Origin of the sequence: Bacteroides celer (assembly GCF_002632415.2) — a bacterium.
Lineage (GTDB): Bacteria > Bacteroidota > Bacteroidia > Bacteroidales > Bacteroidaceae > Bacteroides.
In genome coordinates, this window is record NZ_CP178209.1 from 4,710,370 (window position 1) to 4,728,699 (window position 18,330).

Annotated in this window: 9 protein-coding genes; 6 read left to right on the forward strand and 3 right to left on the reverse strand. The window is 42.7% G+C overall.

Going from position 1 to position 18,330, the window contains the following annotated elements; all coding sequences use genetic code 11:
* Nucleotides 1–22: 22 nt before the first annotated feature.
* The 6 genes from CJF29_RS19225 to CJF29_RS19250 all read left to right on the forward strand — a co-directional run bounded on the left by CJF29_RS19225 (nt 23) and on the right by CJF29_RS19250 (nt 10,432).
* Nucleotides 23–1,930 (forward strand): RagB/SusD family nutrient uptake outer membrane protein, encoded by a 1,908-nt coding sequence (locus tag CJF29_RS19225; protein ID WP_004301514.1) that lies wholly within the window; start codon nt 23–25, stop codon nt 1,928–1,930.
* 15 nt (nt 1,931–1,945) lie between these two features.
* The gene (locus CJF29_RS19230) at nt 1,946–3,823 is read left to right on the forward strand and encodes a DUF5123 domain-containing protein (protein ID WP_074556812.1); all 1,878 of its coding nucleotides are present in this window, start codon (nt 1,946–1,948) and stop codon (nt 3,821–3,823) included.
* 84 nt (nt 3,824–3,907) lie between these two features.
* Nucleotides 3,908–5,536, forward strand: a complete 1,629-nt coding sequence (locus CJF29_RS19235) for a pectinesterase family protein (protein WP_074556813.1) — start codon at nt 3,908–3,910, stop codon at nt 5,534–5,536.
* Between the two features lie 93 nt (nt 5,537–5,629).
* Complete coding sequence (locus CJF29_RS19240) at nt 5,630–7,207, forward strand: pectate lyase (protein ID WP_074556814.1); 1,578 nt, start codon at nt 5,630–5,632, stop codon at nt 7,205–7,207.
* 31 nt (nt 7,208–7,238) lie between these two features.
* On the forward strand, nt 7,239–8,900 hold the full coding sequence (locus CJF29_RS19245; RefSeq protein WP_099145986.1) for a pectate lyase: 1,662 nt from the start codon (nt 7,239–7,241) through the stop codon (nt 8,898–8,900).
* Nucleotides 8,901–8,935: 35 nt separating this feature from the next.
* Nucleotides 8,936–10,432 carry a pectate lyase gene (locus tag CJF29_RS19250; protein WP_074556816.1) on the forward strand — a complete coding sequence of 499 codons (1,497 nt, stop codon included), beginning with the start codon at nt 8,936–8,938 and terminating at the stop codon, nt 10,430–10,432.
* 144 nt (nt 10,433–10,576) lie between these two features.
* Here CJF29_RS19250 and CJF29_RS19255 read toward each other — a convergent pair whose 3' ends face one another.
* From CJF29_RS19255 to CJF29_RS19265, 3 genes are all read right to left on the reverse strand, one after another.
* A complete protein-coding gene (locus CJF29_RS19255; RefSeq protein WP_099145985.1) occupies nt 10,577–15,112 on the reverse strand; it encodes a two-component regulator propeller domain-containing protein in 4,536 nt (1,511 codons plus the stop codon).
* Nucleotides 15,113–15,277: 165 nt separating this feature from the next.
* A complete protein-coding gene (locus CJF29_RS19260) occupies nt 15,278–17,017 on the reverse strand; it encodes a pectinesterase family protein (RefSeq protein WP_074556818.1) in 1,740 nt (579 codons plus the stop codon).
* A 334-nt stretch (nt 17,018–17,351) separates the two neighbouring features.
* Nucleotides 17,352–18,323 (reverse strand): pectinesterase family protein, encoded by a 972-nt coding sequence (locus CJF29_RS19265; protein WP_081353330.1) that lies wholly within the window; start codon nt 18,321–18,323, stop codon nt 17,352–17,354.
* Nucleotides 18,324–18,330 lie beyond the last annotated feature (7 nt).

Here is an 18,330-nt window from a genome sequence, read left to right on the forward strand (position 1 = left end):
AAACATTAAACAGATTGATCGTATGAAAATATATAAGACATTATTCCTGGGGCTGGGGTTAATTGCCCTGTCTTCCTGTTCGGACTTCCTGAATCAGACCTCACCGTCTGAATTGGATAATGAATCAACTTTTAATAATGCCTATTATACAGAATTGGCACTTAATAAAGTTTACGGCAGCCTGACGCAAGACCAGACTTATTCTAACTTCCTGCCTATCATTGCCGGAACCAATACCGACTGTGAACTGATTGACGGTTTGGGTACGGATGCAAGCAACACGTCCAGCGAACGTGGTAATATGAACTATAACGCTAATCCGGGATGGTCACAACTTTCCAAAGTATGGGATGCCATGTACGGAGTAATCGAGAATGCGAATCTGGTAGTAGATGGTATAAACAATAGCCAACTGATACAACAAGCAGGAGCAACCCGTACCAGCATGATGAGATTCCGTGCAGAAGCGATGACATTGCGTGCGATGATTTATTTCGATCTGATCCGCTTGTTCGGTGATATTCCTTTCAAAACAGAATCTTCCAACAGCGACCTGTCTAATGTTTACATTGGAAAGGCAGATCGTGACGATATCATGGATGAATTGATAATTGAACTCGAGGAAGCTATCGGATATTTACCTTGGGCTGGTGAAGACGGTTATACAACCGAACATGTAAGCAAAGGCTATGCTCACGCTCTCTTGGCTAACATTGCAATGACACGTGCCGGATATGCTATCCGCGAACAAGCTAAAGACGGATATATCACCGGAGATAACAGTGACGCTACTTATCCTACTCAACGTTGCAGCGATACCAAACGTAGAGAACTATTCGAATTGGCCGAAAAACATCTGGCAGCTGTTGTCAGTTCAGGAAAACATAAACTGAATCCTTCTGTAGAAGAATACTGGCGTTTAATAAATATCGGACAACTAGATCAGACTTATCAAGAAAACCTGTTCGAGATTCCAATGGGACTGAACAAAAGTGGTGAGCTGGGATATACTATCGGATATCGTATAAACGGTGCCAGTTCCCTATTCGGTCCGAAAGGTAACTCATCCGGTAAGTTGAAACTGACTGCTCCTTATTATCTGTCATTTGGCGAAGGAGATATCCGCCGCGATCTGACTTGTGCTATTTCACAACTTTCTACAGACAAAAACACCAAAGTATTTAAAGAATATATGTTAGGAAATGCTCCTTTCGGTCTTTATTGTGGAAAATGGGATTATCGTAAAATGATGGAAAACTCTGAATGGTACGCAGCTGTATTGGCCAGCGATCAGAAAGTTTGTTCCGGTATCAACGTAGTGAAAATGCGTTATCCGCAAGTATTGCTGATGTATGCCGAAGTTGTGAACGAACTTTATGGTAAGGGTGCAACAGCCGAAGGTTGTACATTAACAGCCACAGCAGCCCTGAAAGAAGTACACGACCGTGCTTTCACCGATGCAACCAAACGTGATGCTGCATGGACTGCTCTAATGGGAAAAGACTTCTTCGATGCAATTGTTGACGAAAATGCATGGGAACTGGCAGGAGAAGGTGTTCGTAAGTTCGACCTAATCCGTTGGAACCTGTTGAGCGAAAAAATAGACGAGTTCAAAAACGAATATACAAATGCAGTGTATAATGGTACATATCCACAGTATGTGAACTATAAATATCGCACGGACAATCCGATGTATATCGATATGACTTCTCTCGTATTTGGAGCTAAAGTAGGTGGAGAATATGAAAACAAGAGCTTCTTCGGTGCTGAAACCAGTGACAAGGAGCAGAAGAATCTGAAAGTAAACTTGCCTAGTATTTCTGGCGGATTGAACAAGGCTGTAAAGAATCGTTATTTATTGCCGATAGCTTCTACAACCATCTCTACCTCAAACGGTAAATTACATAACTCTTATGGTTATTCGGATTAATCTTAAAATCGTAAAATGATGAAGAATATAAAAAATATATTGGGAATGGGAGCTTTCATGCTCCTGGCCTCTTTGGCGGTATCTTCGTGTACAGAGAAAAGTGATTGGGATATTGACTCTTCCTATAGCCGTCCTTTCGGAACTGATGAAAACGGAATCAGTGTAGAAACAGACAGTAAAGTAGCCAGAGCGGTAGTAACTTGGAGCTCAACATCCAATACCGACTATTACATTATCGAGATTAGTCCTAACGAGATGACTGACGAGACTCCAATGGGATCAGAAGAAAATGGAAATATCGTTTATGGAAATGATCCTGCCAACCGGATCAAGCAGTCACCTTACACAATGGATAATCTGGCGGTAAATACGACTTATTATATGCGTATCAAGTCTATTTCCGGAGAGAAGGAATCTCGTTGGGTAAATTATAAAAAGACTTTTGCTTCAGTTAAGGAAGAAGCTATCCTGAATATCCCAACTACTGAAGACTTACCTGAAGGTCAAGGAAAAGTACGTATGTCATGGGAAGCCGGATTAGCAGTCGATCATTTCGAAATCATGGAAACGGGTGCCACAGAAGCAACTTCACGTGTTATTTCGTCAACAGAAGCTGCCGCAGGTGAAGCATGGGTTGAAAATTTGAAGTCGTTCACTGAATACACGATTACTATTTATAATGGAAATAATCCACGTGGTTCACAGACTGTTACCATCCCTGGTTTGGAAATTGAATCTACCATCAGTGATATAACAGCAAATTCAGCTGTATTCTCATGGGAAGAAACGGTGGATGTAGATGAATATGCTTGTGTTCTTTCTACCGAAGGAGTACCTGAATCAGGAACCCAATTATCACCAGCAGATATTGCTGCACATAAGGTAACAATCACAGGTTTGGCTTCCAGTACGGAATATACGGCTTATGCTTTCGCAAACGGCTCTATATGTTCTCGTATCACCTTTACAACTAAGAAAGGTAAACCGACAGGTTATACTGAAATGACATGGGAAGATGCCCTTGCCAACTGGGATAATCTTTCAGGAAAAGTATTAATCAATGTTTCCGGAACAGAAGGATTTGCACAAGAAAAAGAAAGCATTGCTGCTGGCGTGACTCACCTTATTTTCTGGGGTGACAGTCAAAACGGACAGGTTAATATGACTATTAAAAAGGGCGTAGGTGCCAGCGGAATATGTGATAAAGTAGAATTCCATAATCTGAATATTACCGATGAAGGAAATACAACCCTTATTTATCAAAACGGTGCTTCAGGTTGCATCAAAGAAATAGAAGTTACCTCGTGTACAATTACCAATATCCGTGGTATCGTTCGTATGAATGCAAGTACAAGTAATGCTATGTCTGTTACTATTGACGACTGTATCATCAAAGGATTGGGAAGAGCAGCAACATCCAATCATTATGGATTACTTCTTTCTGACAAGGTAACATTAACAACTCTCAATTTAGTGGTTTCCAACACTTCTATTATTGTATCCAAGGGAGCTTCTGCGTCTCAATTCATAAGACACAAGTCAGGACAAACCGGTACAATAACAATCAAGGATTGTACATTCTATGATATGTCAGCAAGTGATGCTTTCTGCAGAGATACAAAAGACATGACAATGACTATATCAAACACCCTGTTTGCCAAAGGTGGAGTTAAACCTTTCTACAACACAAGTTCCGTAGCTACAACTCTAAACGTAAACGGCTTGTATAAGGCTTCTGACTTTGCATTTGGTGCTACCGACTGGGGAAAAGACTATACTAGTCTTCCTCTGACTTCCGATCAGCTATTCCCTAATGGCTCAAGTGAAGATTTGACTTTTGGAGCAGATGTTCCTGAAGAATACAGAGTCGGTGACCAACGTTGGAACAAATAACTAAATAAAACTGCAAGGTTTTCCGTCAAGTCTGGAATTTGCATTTACTTGACGGAGAATCTTCTCTAAAAAGCAACAGATATTATGAATACAAATTCAATCAATACAATAAGTAAATACTTACTTCTGTTCTTGTTGATTCTTACAGGTGCTTCCTGTAATGACAACGATGATGCAGAAGATACAAGCATCCCTGTTCTGATTTCACAGAATATCAATGATGGTGATGTAGTAGGTCCGAGCGGATATGTAGAACTGACTTTCAGCAAAGCCATGCGTCAGGCTCCGGATACAGAAATCTATTTCAACGGAGGAGTAGTGCGTGTATCCATCAACTACGAAAAAGTACGTTATACCTTCTCTGGTATGGAAAACAAAGAATGTACTTTCGAAGTTCCTGCCGGAGCATTAACAGATATGCAGGGAAGAGCTTACGACGAAGACTTCTTTTTAAGCTTTACTGCCAAATCTGAAATTTCGGGTGGTGGAAAAGTATTCGATGCAATTGTTGATTCAAAAGGGAATGGTGATTACACTACTCTCCAGGCTGCAATCAACGCCATCACTACCCCACCGACCAGTCCTTATAAAATCTTCATTGCCAACGGAACTTATAATGAATGTGTCCGAATCAATAAGAATAAACCATTTGTTCATTTAATCGGTGAGAGCCGCGATGGTGTTAAAATCCAGTTTGCAGTAAACCGTGTAGATGATTCAAGTAATGCTACCTCATGGCCTTATTCTATTTTCAACGAAAACTCACCAGCCCGCAAAGCCGGATATAGTGAAGAGCAAAACACAGTAGTGTTGATTGAAGCCACAGATTTTTATGCTGAAAACATTTCAATCATCAATCTTTATGGTGCATTCTCAAATCGTCACACTGGTGGTTTAGGTAAAAACGGACAGGCAGAAGCCTTGATAAACCGTGAAGACCGCTTTGCTTTGAATAATTGTTTGCTTGTCTCCTACCAGGATACATGGTGGACCCGTTATTGGAACAATACAACCCCTCATCGTGCATACGTTTATAACTCATGGATTGAAGGCCATACAGATTATATCTGGGGAAGTGGCGATGTACTTATCGAAAACAGTACATTCTATAATACAGGCAATGACGGTGGTAGCGTTATAACTGCTTCGCGTACCAGTGAAAGCGATAAATACGGATATGTTATAAAAGATTGTACGGTAAACGGTGATGATACAAAATTCTCATTCGGACGTTCCCAAGCAACAACCACGAAAACTGTCTGGATCAACACCAAGTTGAAAATGGATATTATAGATTCACACTGGGGATATGGTGGACAAATACCTACACTATATGCTGAATATAACACTATCGACAAGAATGGAAATATGATTGCGGAAAGTAAAACAATCACCTCCGGAAACGTTTCCTTCACTAGTTCAGTGCTAACAGCATCCGAAGCAGCTAAATATACATATGAGAATATAATAACTATTGACAGCTGGAACCCGAAAGAGTATATGGAAACTCCCCTTGCAACACCTACCAATGTCAATCTGTCGGGAAACACTCTGACATGGGATGCAGTATCCGGTGCTGCCGGTTACCTCATCTTTATGAATGGTAACTATGCAGGGCAAACTACAGACACTACCGTTACACTGACCAACACTGACGAAAGCAATATTTATACAGTGAAAACTGTAAGCCAGTACGGTACAGTAAGCGAATAAAACCTATAAGATTTAATAAAGAGTTCTTTGTCACATCATCAGCAAATATAATGTATGAGACAAAGAACTCTATTTTTTTAAAAGATAATTTGTATGCTCAAATCTATTAAAATGGGATTATTGTGCTTCTGTGTAATCAACCTATCGGTTGCTTGCAGCAGCGAAGACCCAAGTATCACTGATGAAACACCGGGACAGAATACCGGTAACGGTGGTAATGAGAACGAAGGTGGTGAAGAAGAGACACCTGCCGAAACGCGTTATGCCTTTCCGGGTGCTTACGGTGCAGGTCGTTATACTACCGGCGGAGCAGGCGGAGAAGTGTATACAGTAACTTCGCTTGAAGATAACACAACACAAGGGACACTACGCTACGCATTAAATCGCACGGGAAAGCGCACGATCGTATTTGCAGTAAGTGGATTGATAGAACTGAAAAGCCCCTTGAAGATAACCAACGGAGATGTAACGATTGCCGGCCAGAGTGCACCGGGTGACGGTATTTGCCTGAAAGGACATCCCGTATCCGTACAGGCGGACAACGTAATCATCCGTTTCATGCGTTTCCGCATGGGATCGGACAACTTTACAACAGAAGCAGAAGCCGACAGTGGTGATGCATTGTGGGGAAAGCAACATAAAAATATTATCATTGACCATTGTTCGATGAGTTGGAGCACTGATGAATGTGCTTCTTTCTACGATAACACTAACTTTACCATGCAATGGTGTATCATCAGCGAAAGTTTGAATCGTTCGGTACACACCAAAGGTAATCACGGTTACGGAGGAATATGGGGAGGATCACCCGCTACATTCCACCACAATTTATTAGCCCACCACAGTAGCCGTACACCACGTTTATGCGGTAGCCGCTATACAGGGAAACCGGAAAATGAAAAAGTCGATTTACGAAATAATGTTTTCTATAACTGGGGACCGACCAATGGTGGCTATGCAGGAGAAGGAGGAAGCTATAATTTCGTGAACAACTACTACAAGCCCGGACCAGTTACCAATACCAAGAAAAATATTGTAAACCGTATCTTCCAACCTAACGGTGATGACGGTACAAATAAAAACACCAAAGGTATATGGGGTACTTTTTATCTGAAAGGAAACTATTTTGATGGCACATGTCCTGAATTGAAAGCCGAATATCAATCTCTGCTTACTTCTGTAAACAATGACAACTGGCAAGGGTTACACCCCAATGCAACAGAAGCCGTTCCTTTACCCGATGGAGGAGAAAAAGCACTTCAGTCAAGTAACGAATTTACCATTTCCGAAGATGCATCCGAATTCACTCAATCGGCAAAAGAAGCTTATGAATCAGTATTAAAGTATGCCGGTGCTTCCTTAAAATATGATGATGTCGATAAACGCATCATAGCCAACGTTCGCAACGGAGATTATACGGCAGACGGCAGTAATGGCAGTGAAAAGGGACTTATTGATAAAGCCAGCGATGTAGGTGGCTGGCCGGAATATAAAAAGGAAACCGGTCCGAAAGACACCGACGGCGACGGCATCCCTGATGAATGGGAAACTGCCAACGGTTTGAACCCCAAAAGTAAGGCCGACGGTTCCCAATATACTCTAAGTAAAACGTATACCAATCTGGAGGTTTACCTCAACAGTCTGGTAGAAACGTTGTATCCCAACAAATAAATCGTCTATATCCCCAAACAGTTAAAAGATAATGAAGCAGAAAATATCTCTATTTTATGTAGCTATTGCATTCAGCATCGCAGGATTATGTACTTCATGCTCTTCCGACGATCCTGTAGATGATACAGGTGGAGGAACAAATAATCCAGGTGGAACATCTTCTGATGTCAAGCAACTGGATTATGGAGAACTTCTTGCTTTCCCATACGCCGAAGGTCACGGTCGCAATACCACCGGAGGACGCGGGGGAAAAGTTTATCATGTGACTAGCCTTGAAGACGACGCCAGTGGAAGTATCAGCGGAAGTCTGCGCTGGGCTATGAAACAAGACGGTCCTAAAACGATTGTATTTGATGTGTCGGGTACCATCTATTTGAAATCGGAATTAAAAACCCAGAAAGATGATCTGACCATTGTCGGACAAACATCACCGGGCGGTATCTGTATCGCCAATTATCCATTTACGATTAATTCCAGCAATATCATCATTCGTTTCATCCGTTTCCGCCCCGGAAACTCTAACGTAGACTGCGACGGATTAGGAGGTTGTGACAAACAAAATGTAATCATCGACCATTGTTCAGTAAGCTGGGGAAGCGATGAATGTCTTTCTGTCTATGGTATGCAAAATTCTACCGTACAATGGTGTTTAGCTTATCAAGCCTTACGTGTGACTGATGTAAAGATCAATACTGCCACAGGCAAATTCGCTTCTCACGGATATGGCGGTAACTGGGGAGGAAACTATGCCTCTTACCACCATAACCTGATAGCCCATTGCGAAAGCCGTGTTCCACGCCTTGGTCCCCGATATACTACATTAGCACTGAACAACAACGATGGAGAGCGAGTGGATATGCGCAACAATGTTTACTACAATTGGGGAGGCGAAGGCTGCTACGGTGGTGAAGCGCAACACGTGAATATCGTTAACAACTACTACAAGCCAGGCCCCGGAACCGATGAAAGCGGTAAAGCAGACCGCGCATACCGTATCGCCAAGCCGGATGTATATCCGGAAAATTACTCCGGCGAAGCTTACAAAAAATGGCTTCAAACTTGGGGAAAGTTTTATATCGACGGAAATAAAGTGGTAGGCAATACGACTGTTAGCAATGATAACTGGACAAAAGGCGTATTTGCCCAAATGGACGGTAAAAACTGTGCAACTACGGAGCTTTGGAACCAACATACCCAGATAAAATCAAGTTCACCGGTAGTTAAGGCAGGAAATGTAAGAACTCATACGCCGGATGAGGCTTATGAACGTGTGATGAGCTATGCAGGAGCCAGCAACTATCGTGATAAAGTTGACGAGTTGATAATTAGTGACGTTAAAAACAGAAAAGCAAGTTGCACGGGAGATGCCAGCAAATGGGAAGGTCTTTCCGGCTACTCACAAAACAAAAGTGGATATATCAACGACCCGAAAGATGTCTGCACAGCCTTAGGCGTAAATGATCCCTACGATGTTCTGAAATCTGTAACCAATGCAAACGTGAAAGATACGGACGGTGACGGTATTCCCGACTACTGGGAAGAAGAATATGGTTTGAATCCCAAGAAATCTGCTGATGGAAAAGAAATGACTATTGACAAAAACGGGAAGTACACTAATCTGGAAATGTATCTCAATAGTCTGGTGCACGAAATCATGGTAAATGGTGCGACAGGTGGCAGTGTTATAGAATAATTTTAGTAAATTCGAACCCAAATGATAAATTAGTAATGAAAAAGAATATATTAGCAATCTGTAGTTTGATATTAGCTTTTCCTCTAGTGGGACAAGCCATGCAACCTGCCATTTCGGTTGAAAAAACATCAAAGGACTATCCTACCCCGGATCGTTCCAAAGTTCTCGCCTTCCCCGGTGCCGACGGGGCTGGAAAATATACCACCGGTGGTGCCGGAGGTACTGTATACACTGTTACGTCCCTGGCAGACGACGGTTCGGAAGGGACACTTCGCTGGGCTATCAGCAAGAAAGGTCCCCGCACCATTGTCTTTGCGGTTAGCGGAATTATTGAATTACAAAAAGCATTAAAACTCAGCAATGGTGATGTGACCATTGCAGGACAGACAGCTCCGGGTGATGGCATTTGCCTGAAAAACTATACATTCTCTATTCAGGCAGACAACGTTATCGTCCGTTTCATCCGTTCCCGTATGGGAGTCGACATCAAACAAAAAGGTGACGACGCAATGAATGGTACTAAAGCGCACCAAAACATTATCATAGACCACTGCTCCATGAGTTGGTGTACGGACGAATGTGCCACATTCTATGATAACCGTAATTTCACACTTCAGTGGTGCATCATCAGTGAAAGTCTCGCCAATTCTATCCACGAAAAGGGAGCGCATGGTTATGGAGGTATCTGGGGTGGACAACCTGCTACTTTTCACCATAACTTACTCGCCCATCACACTAACCGCACACCCCGTCTTTGCGGAAGCCGCTATACGGGTCGTCCGGAAGATGAAAAAGTGGAATTATTCAATAATGTGATTTATAATTATGGCAGTGACGGTGCTTATGCCGGTGAAGGAGGTTCCTACAACTTTATCAATAACTACTATAAACCGGGACCTTTCAGTGCGACAAAAGGTTCTTTCAAACGCTTGTTTACAGCGTATGCCGATGATGGCAAAAACAACAATAAAGCAGGTGTTCATGGTGTATTCTATTTCAAAGGTAACTATATGGATCCTACCTGTCCCAAACTGACTGATAAGCAGAAAGAGGCTCTTTATAAAGTGAATATGGATAACTCTTACGGACTGGTTATCAAAAAAGACTTTGCCACAGAAAAAGAAGTACTGTCTAAAAATGCGTTTGACATAGCCGAACATACTTCTTTGCAACCCGCCAAGAAAGCCTACAAAGATGTTCTCGAGTTTGCCGGAGCTTCATATCGCCGTGATGCCGTAGACCAACGCATCGTAGATGAAACTCTCAAAGGCACTTATACTTACGAAGGTTCTCACGGAAGCACGAATGGAATGATTGACCAACCGTCTGATGTAGGAGGATGGCCGGAATATAAATCAGAAACAGCACTTGTTGATACAGATGGTGATGGTATTCCCGATGAATGGGAAAAGAAACACAACCTTAATCCCAATGATCCTTCAGACGGAGCCAAATATACATTAAGCCCGGAATATACAAACCTGGAAATGTATATGAACAGCCTTGTGAATCATCTGTACCCTAAAAAATAAATTCGGATAACCAAGATGAGGGTAAATGTATCGGAACTCTCATAAACAAAAAATCACCCTCGCCACAGATAGTTGTAGCGAGGGTGATTTCGATAAAAGGGGAGCTTTGAACATCCCCCTTTCTATTTCTTTCCTTTCCTATTATTATCTCCCCACTCTATCCCGATACTCCGTAGGCGTCATTCCAACCTGTGCTTTAAAGCATTTACTGAAATAACGCGGATCATTAATGCCGACCATATACGAAATCTGGGTCATATTAAATTCTCCAGTTTCTATTAATTGTGTAGCCCGTTTGATACGCATTTCTTTGATAAATTCAATCGGAGCCAATCCGGTAAGTGTTTTTAGCTTCTTGAAGAAGACAGAACGGCTGACAGCCAGTTCCCGAACAAGATCATCTACCACCAGTTCTCCATTATCCATGTTCTGCTCCATCAATTCAACCAATTTATCCATAAACTTACGGTCGTTGGGAGACATTTCGAGAGTTGTAGGTGGAGTTTCGGACGCATCTTCTTCAGCAGACGGCATATCCGTAGCCACAGGCACTTCCTCCTGACCGGTAGAAATATTGATATGCATCAGACTATCCCGATAGAAACTTTGCAGTTTCTTACGCTGCATCAACAGATTTTCCACACGTGCTTGCAGATAGGTAGCACTGAAAGGCTTCGTTATATAATCATCCGCACCATATTCCAATCCCTCCAGTTTGCTTTCAATCGTAGTTTTGGCAGTAAGCAAGATAATAGGTATATGGCTGGTCGTCATATCCGCACGCAGTTCACGCGTCATTTCGATACCGTCTTTTTCAGGCATCATCACGTCACTGATGATAATATCCGGCAGGTACTTCAAAGCCTTGTTTGCCCCCTCCTTACCGTCAGCAGCTTCCACCACCCGGTACATCGGAGAAAATATACTGCGCAAGAATTCACGTAACTCCTGATTATCTTCGACTAACAGCATCAATTCTTTGGAGTTTTCTTCTTTCGCAAATTCTTCCCCATACACATCTTCAATCTTCTCCGAATCATCACTTACCAACGTTTCAGACTGAATGGAAGAATTGGCTATATCCACTACCTGTCCCATTCTTGCCGGAGCATCCGCATCTTCCAGAATAAACTCGGCTTCCTTATCATAATGTTCTTTTCCCTTGAGGAAATCGACTTTGAAGCAACTCCCTTCTCCCAAATGACTATCAACGGAAATAGTCGCTTTATGCATTTCCACCAACTCTTTCACCAATGAAAGTCCGATACCCGTACTAGCCTGATTGAAAAGATTCTTATCTACCAGATTCTCAAAACGGACAAACAGTGACTTCTTTTTGTTTTCCGCGATACCGATACCCTGATCTTGCACACCGATAGAAACCGTCTTTTCATCTTCCCGGATAAACATCGTAATCATCTTGCCATTCGGCGTATATTTAAATGCATTGGAAAGCAAATTGAATACAATCTTTTCCAGCTTATCGGCATCCACCCAAAGATAAAGATGTTCCTTTTCGGTCTGGAACAGGAAATCAATCCGATGTTCTTCGGCCACAGCTTCAAAATTATCCATCACCTTACGGACGAAAGGTACAATATCCACCCGCTGCACCTGCATCTTCATCTTCTTATTCTGAATCTTGCGGAAGTCCAGAATCTGATTGACAAGACGGAGCATCCGATTGGTGTTCCGTTCAACCACCACTAACTGTTCGCGAGCATCAGCCGGCAATTTATCATTCTTCAAGACCTGCTCCACCGGACCGGCTATCAACGTAAGCGGAGTACGCAACTCATGCGATATATTAGTAAAGAAACGCAGTTTTATATCTGAAATCTGCTGTTCGACCGAAACTTCATGCTTCAACCGATAAATAGTAAACAGGATATAAACGGCTACGAGAATAATAATCAGAATAAAAAGAACATAAAGCACATAAGCTACCGGCGTCTCCCAGAAAGAAGGCAGAATAACAATGTTCAGTATACGTTCATTATCCACCCACACACCATCACTATTCGTTGAACGAACACGGAGCACATACTCTCCTTTCGGAAGATTCGTATAAGTCACACTACGCTGCTTGTCGGCAAAAGTCCACTGTTTCTCAAATCCGTCGAGAATATAAGCATACTGTATATTCTGCGGATTGGTATAATCGAGTGCCGCAAAGTGAACGGAGAAAATATTCTCTTTGTGTGAGAGCACCAATGGGTCGGTATCGTCAATATCCACCTTCAACAAGGGGTTATCTCCGGGCGTAATATCCTCATTAGTCACCATCAGTTTGGAGAATACGATAGGTGGGATATAACTACTCTTACGAATAGAGTCGGGATTAAATATAAAGACTCCCCCACTGGCACCGAAAAGCATACTTCCTTTAGCCGTCAATGTAGAAGCCGCTTCACTAAAGCGCACCGGGAAAGTAATACTACGTTCGTCGTAACTTTCAAAACGTTCTTCAGACGGGATAAACTTACAAATTCCATTCTCCGTACTAATCCATAAATTCTCCTTACTATCTTCGCGGACAGAAAGCAAGACGTCGGAAGGAAGACCGTCCAGTACGGAATATGATTTGAACTCTCCGTGGCCGTCCTTACTGATAGATACCAGTTTGTTGAGTCCCCCGCCGAAAGTAGCCAGATACAGTTCCTTTTTCTTAGTGGAAATAATCCAATGAACATCATTATTACTCAGACTTTGCGTATCGTTCGGCATACGGGAAAAATGATAGAACTGCACATCCTCCGGTTTCTTAAAGTTCTCATCAAAAGCAACAGCTCCCGTAGTTGTACCTACCCACAGGCGTCCATTATTATCGGAAGTAATGAAACGCGCTTTGTAGCAAGGATCAATCGGATACCCTTTCAGATTGTTCCGGTGATTGATAAACAATGTCTTTCCTGCTTCATTCTCCGTGATATAATTGATACCTCCGGCAAAAGTAGCTACCCAGATACGACCATAATGATCTTCATAGATACAATACACATTATTATCGCTCAAACTATACATATCTTCTTCACGATGAAGATAACGGGTCAGTTTATAAGACATTCCGTTGGAAGAAGTCGGCTCGGCACGGACAAGTCCGTCTCCTTTTGTTGCAATCCAGATTATTCCTTTCGAATCCTGAATAACAAAATAAACAGTTCCCAACATGGGAGTACCAGTAGTAGAAACGATACCGCTTTCGGTCAGGTATCCTTTATAAGTTTTATCGGCATCATACATACGAAGCATGCCATCTTTTAAGCCAACCCACAGATTACCCAGTTTGTCTTCGCACAGGGCACGCACCTCATTATGCAATGATTCATGTTCATGCGGCATGGGAGTCATCATCGCAAAAGGTACATTCCGATAAGTCACCTTCTCCAATCCCTTAGAGTGGGTGCAAAGCCATAAATTACCTTGTTTGTCGGAAAAAGCCGAATGAATCTTATTGGAAAAACGCCAGTCACGGCTACCCAATTCATTATAGAAAGGAACCAACCGCTTTTTTTGAGGATCAAAATAAGAGAAACCTCCTCCGTAAGGATGTACCCAAAGATATCCGTTTACATCTTCATGGATATGGAAGGCCGGACGGGAACGTTCGGGATTACTGTATTCAATAAGAATCTGTTCACGGGTCACCACTCCGGTCGAAGGATTAAAATGGGCTACAACACCCGGTTCTTCCTGCTCAAACCACACTTCCGAAGCACGGTCTACATAAGCAGAAAGGATCGGTTTTGCGGGTAAAGCCTTGCAAGTCAGGAATGAATAATGCACATTTGTTTTAGTCCGCAGGTTATAAGTAAAGAAACCATCCGAATCGGTAGTAATTACAGAAACGTCCGGTGCAACGGGGTGAATGGAAGTGATCTGCCCTTTTGTAGGAAGTTCGATCAACGTAAATTCTCCGCTATCTTTCTGATAAGACCAGATACGTCCATGATCCGAAGCAAAGCAGATGTCCTTATCCCGCTCCTGTACTGCATAGAAGGCTTGGTTCATGCCGCCAAACTTCCCTTTTGTCTCCGTAAAATAGGAATCCGGTTCTTTCTTTCCGGGGCGGATCATGCCGAGGCCGTTATCCGTCAACAGCCAGTCATTGCCTGCTTTATCCTGATGTACTTTGAATACATGCAAAGAGGGAAACAGTTCCGTCTTACTGGAATAAATATCCCATGTCAGACGATTATTCTCATTCGAATGAGTCAGGATGCGGATGGCTCCGTCATTTTCTGTCAGCAGCCAGACGGTTCCGTTCGGCATCACCTCAATGGTATGTACATTAAAAGCACTCCCCTCCTCTCCGGCAGCAGGTACCTGTTCGAAAGTTTCCGTCTTCGGGTCGAAACGATGAACACGATTATCATAAGTCAGTAGCCACAAAAAACCGTAACGGTCTTCATAGATACGGTCTACGCGATTATTGGTCAGGCTAATGTAGTTTCCCTGACGGGCCTTATATGTTTTAAAGGTATAACCGTTGAAACGGTTGATTCCATCCCAAGTGGCAAACCAAAGATTGTCTTTGTGATCCTGCAAGATGTTCATCACCGTATTTTGGGATAATCCATCTTCAGTAGAATAGTGGGTGAAAAAACAGTGCTGCTGTGCATGTGTCAAGAACACAATAGCTAGCAAAAAGATTACTAAAATTAAGGTTTTCTTCATCATATCACTCGGTTCTGTGCCGTAAAGATAGAAAAATAGTTGTAGTTTTATGCAATCTTTAGCGGCTATTTAACAGAATCGAGCCATTCTATAGGACAAGTGATCTATTGTCTTTTATATATCCATTGTTTTTTGCTTAGTAATTCATTTCTTTACAAATTCGTGAAGTCAACGTTTCACTGTTATCAGTTTGTTTCCGTTCACTATCGGATTCCATCCATCTTCGCCTGCCAGTACAGTCGTGATCTCGTATCCTTGGAGGTTTTTCAGTTGTTGGGAGAAAGCGGCACGCACTTTCGGATTGGCTCCTTCGCCCCGGCTCTCATATTCGGCATAGAAGACTGTCTTTTCGTTCTCTTTCTTACCCCAATTATTCCAGCCAACAGGAAGAATATGTTTCCCCAGTTCGCAGCGAATAAATACAGCCTGTGCATACGGACGCCAGGGACGTGACAAATAGACCTTTGTAGCTTCCGCATCAGCCGTCAACCGGCAATCGTAGAAGACATAGCCGTACTTTTTCCCTTTATCGGTAGAGGGAGCAGTGACATAACCGTCGCGCTTGCTATGAATGTGGCAGCGATTGAAAACAGCCGTAGACCATCCGAAAATAAAATCGACTGTTCCTTCGATGTAGCAATCTTCGTAATATTGACGACTTTGCTTACCGTATGTGTAGAGAGTATCTTGAAAGCCCAGGAAACGACAGTTCTTAAAATAGGCACGATCGGCAGACACAAAGCAGGCAACTGCCTGTCCTACGGGGCCTGATGAGTTCTCGAAAGTGATATTCTCCGCATAAAAATCGGGAGCATAGATGTAGCAACTGGATGAACCGGAAGTTCCCATATTTTCGCCAAATATATTTTTTTTGTTTGCAAAGCCGTCATAAGTCAATACTGCACCGTCTTCTCCAATCAGGGAAATATTAATCTTGGATTCAGGTATGATAATCTTTTCTTTGTAAGCCCCCTTGCGAACCAGAATAGTGGTACGGATATCTTTGCGGAAATCAGGAACTGCATTGATCGCTTCCTGCACAGTAAAGAAATCACCGCTACCATCTTGAGCCACTACATAGTCGTAATGACGGATATATTTCGCGAGTTCCGGAATTTCCTTGCCGATGGCATCCGCTGCCAGCCCGGCAATGGTTCGTGCTCCGTATACGTTTAAGTGAGTATTGTCTTCACGACCTTTCGGGAAAGCGGGCACTTGGTTAGGTTCAACAAACATAAACAGTTTCTTTGACTCTACGGGGCCAAGTCCTTGTACCAAGTCATGAGTGATTTTATTCATGTCGATAAAAGTCACTCCCACTTCTTTTGCCACATTACGGGGAGCATCCAGATAAGCACCATGTGTATCGAATAAAACAACTCCTTCTTTCGGTTGTTCCTCTTCCCCCGGTGTACGACGGACATCTTTTGCAATGGCGTCATCCTTCGGCTGCACAAAGTTTCGACGGACGATAGAGTTGAACAACACCGGTATTCCACCTTTGGCACGGGTTTCATTCACATACCGGCGAAGAATTTCATCAAAAGAACTTCCCGGATCGGTGTGACGGGTAGAGTCTGCTTTCTCATCGTTATGACCGAACTGAATAAAGACATAATCTCCTTTTTTCACTTTAGAAATTACTTTTTCCCAGCGTCCTTCGCTGATAAAGCTCTTGGAGCTTCGTCCATTGGCAGCGTGATTGTCTATCCGTATATCTTCGGAGAAGAATCCGGGAAGCACCATTCCCCAACCACGTTCAGGGTTTCCTCCGTCCATTTTCTTATTAGCCATCGTTGAATCGCCTATCATGAAGATAGTGATTACCGGTTTGTCTGCACGAAACGCAGAAAAAAGAATAAAAACGGCTGCCAGCAGCCACATCATTTTATATCTTTGTGTCTTCATATCCACCTACTATTATTATGTTACTCTCCATATAAAAAAATCATTTTCCTCTATCACCTATCACCGCCACCACGCAAAAGCCTTATTCATCGGGATTTGAGGAGGTGATAGGTTGTTTTTCAACCTATCACCTATCACCTGTACTTATTAAGTGCTTAAACAGATAGTTTCAAGTAATGAGACCAATAGTTTCCCGGCGAGAAACTCTAGTTTCCCCGTAACTAAACCATTGTTTCCCCTATGGGGTAACTTTAGTTTCAAGGCGGGAAACAAAAAGTTTCAAAGCATGAAACCGAATTAACAAGCTGGCAAACGATTGTCTACCTTACTTGTTTCATTTATAAGGATACCAGTTGCTGTTTTCTTTAAAAATGTTTTCCGGGATATACTTCGCTACTTCCTTCTTCGTCAGTTGTTTGGCCCACGTTACACGTCCTGTCGTGTCAGCACCTGCACCGGTATTTCCAAATTCGGCATAACGAGCCGTTTTTTCGTTCTCCGGCTTCTTCCAGTTGTGCCATCCTTCAGGGCGGATGTGATTACCAAACTCACAATTAATAAAGACTGTTGCGGCATAAGGACGCCACGGACGACCCAGATATACTTTTTTCACATCCGGAGCAGCTGTCAACTTGCAGTTCTTGAAGACATATCCGAATTCTTCACTTTGTGGGGTTGAAGCGGCCGTGATATATGAATCACGTTTGCTATGAAGCTCACAATATTCGAATAGAGCAGTGGAGGGACCAAAAATAAAATCGGTAGTCCCCTCGATATAACAATTGGTAAATAAGAGCCGTGTTCCTTCAGAACCCGTATAAATAGTATCCTGATTTCCCAGGAAACGGCAGTTGACAAACATGAGCCTGTCACCTTCGGTATGAAGGGCTACCGCCTGTCCCAATGGAGCCGCATTATTCTCAATCGTCAGATCCTTAAAAGTAATGTCATTTCCCTCTACTTTTACTGTATAGGTACGAAATGTCCCCATCTTATTGATGTTGGCATGATCGTCATAAGTGATAATCGTTTTCTCTGCACTTTCGCCCACCAGTTGAACATTCTTTACCCAAGAAGGGATGACCAGTTTTTCTTTATAGACACCATTCTTGATAAATATAGTTACCGTATAATCCATAAAAGCGCGGACAGCTTCCACGGCTTCCTGAATGTTACGATACTCCCCTGTCCCGTCGCGTGCCACGACTAATGTGTCTTTGCGTTGCTGTTGTTGTGCATAAACAGATGTTGCTCCCACACCCAGTAGAAGCAAACACATCATTCCTTTAAAAATAGTCCTTTTCATTGTCGGA

Excerpts from the sequence above, each read along its gene's own strand:
- CJF29_RS19250 (WP_074556816.1), top strand. The coding sequence starts at position 8,936 with ATGAAAAAGAATATATTAGCAATCTGTAGTTTGATATTAGCTTTTCCT.
- CJF29_RS19230 (WP_074556812.1), top strand. The coding sequence starts at position 1,946 with ATGATGAAGAATATAAAAAATATATTGGGAATGGGAGCTTTCATGCTC.
- CJF29_RS19245 (WP_099145986.1), top strand. The coding sequence starts at position 7,239 with ATGAAGCAGAAAATATCTCTATTTTATGTAGCTATTGCATTCAGCATC.
- CJF29_RS19225 (WP_004301514.1), top strand. The coding sequence starts at position 23 with ATGAAAATATATAAGACATTATTCCTGGGGCTGGGGTTAATTGCCCTG.
- CJF29_RS19260 (WP_074556818.1), bottom strand. The coding sequence starts at position 17,017 with ATGAAGACACAAAGATATAAAATGATGTGGCTGCTGGCAGCCGTTTTT.
- CJF29_RS19240 (WP_074556814.1), top strand. The coding sequence starts at position 5,630 with ATGCTCAAATCTATTAAAATGGGATTATTGTGCTTCTGTGTAATCAAC.
- CJF29_RS19265 (WP_081353330.1), bottom strand. The coding sequence starts at position 18,323 with ATGAAAAGGACTATTTTTAAAGGAATGATGTGTTTGCTTCTACTGGGT.
- CJF29_RS19255 (WP_099145985.1), bottom strand. The coding sequence starts at position 15,112 with ATGATGAAGAAAACCTTAATTTTAGTAATCTTTTTGCTAGCTATTGTG.
- CJF29_RS19235 (WP_074556813.1), top strand. The coding sequence starts at position 3,908 with ATGAATACAAATTCAATCAATACAATAAGTAAATACTTACTTCTGTTC.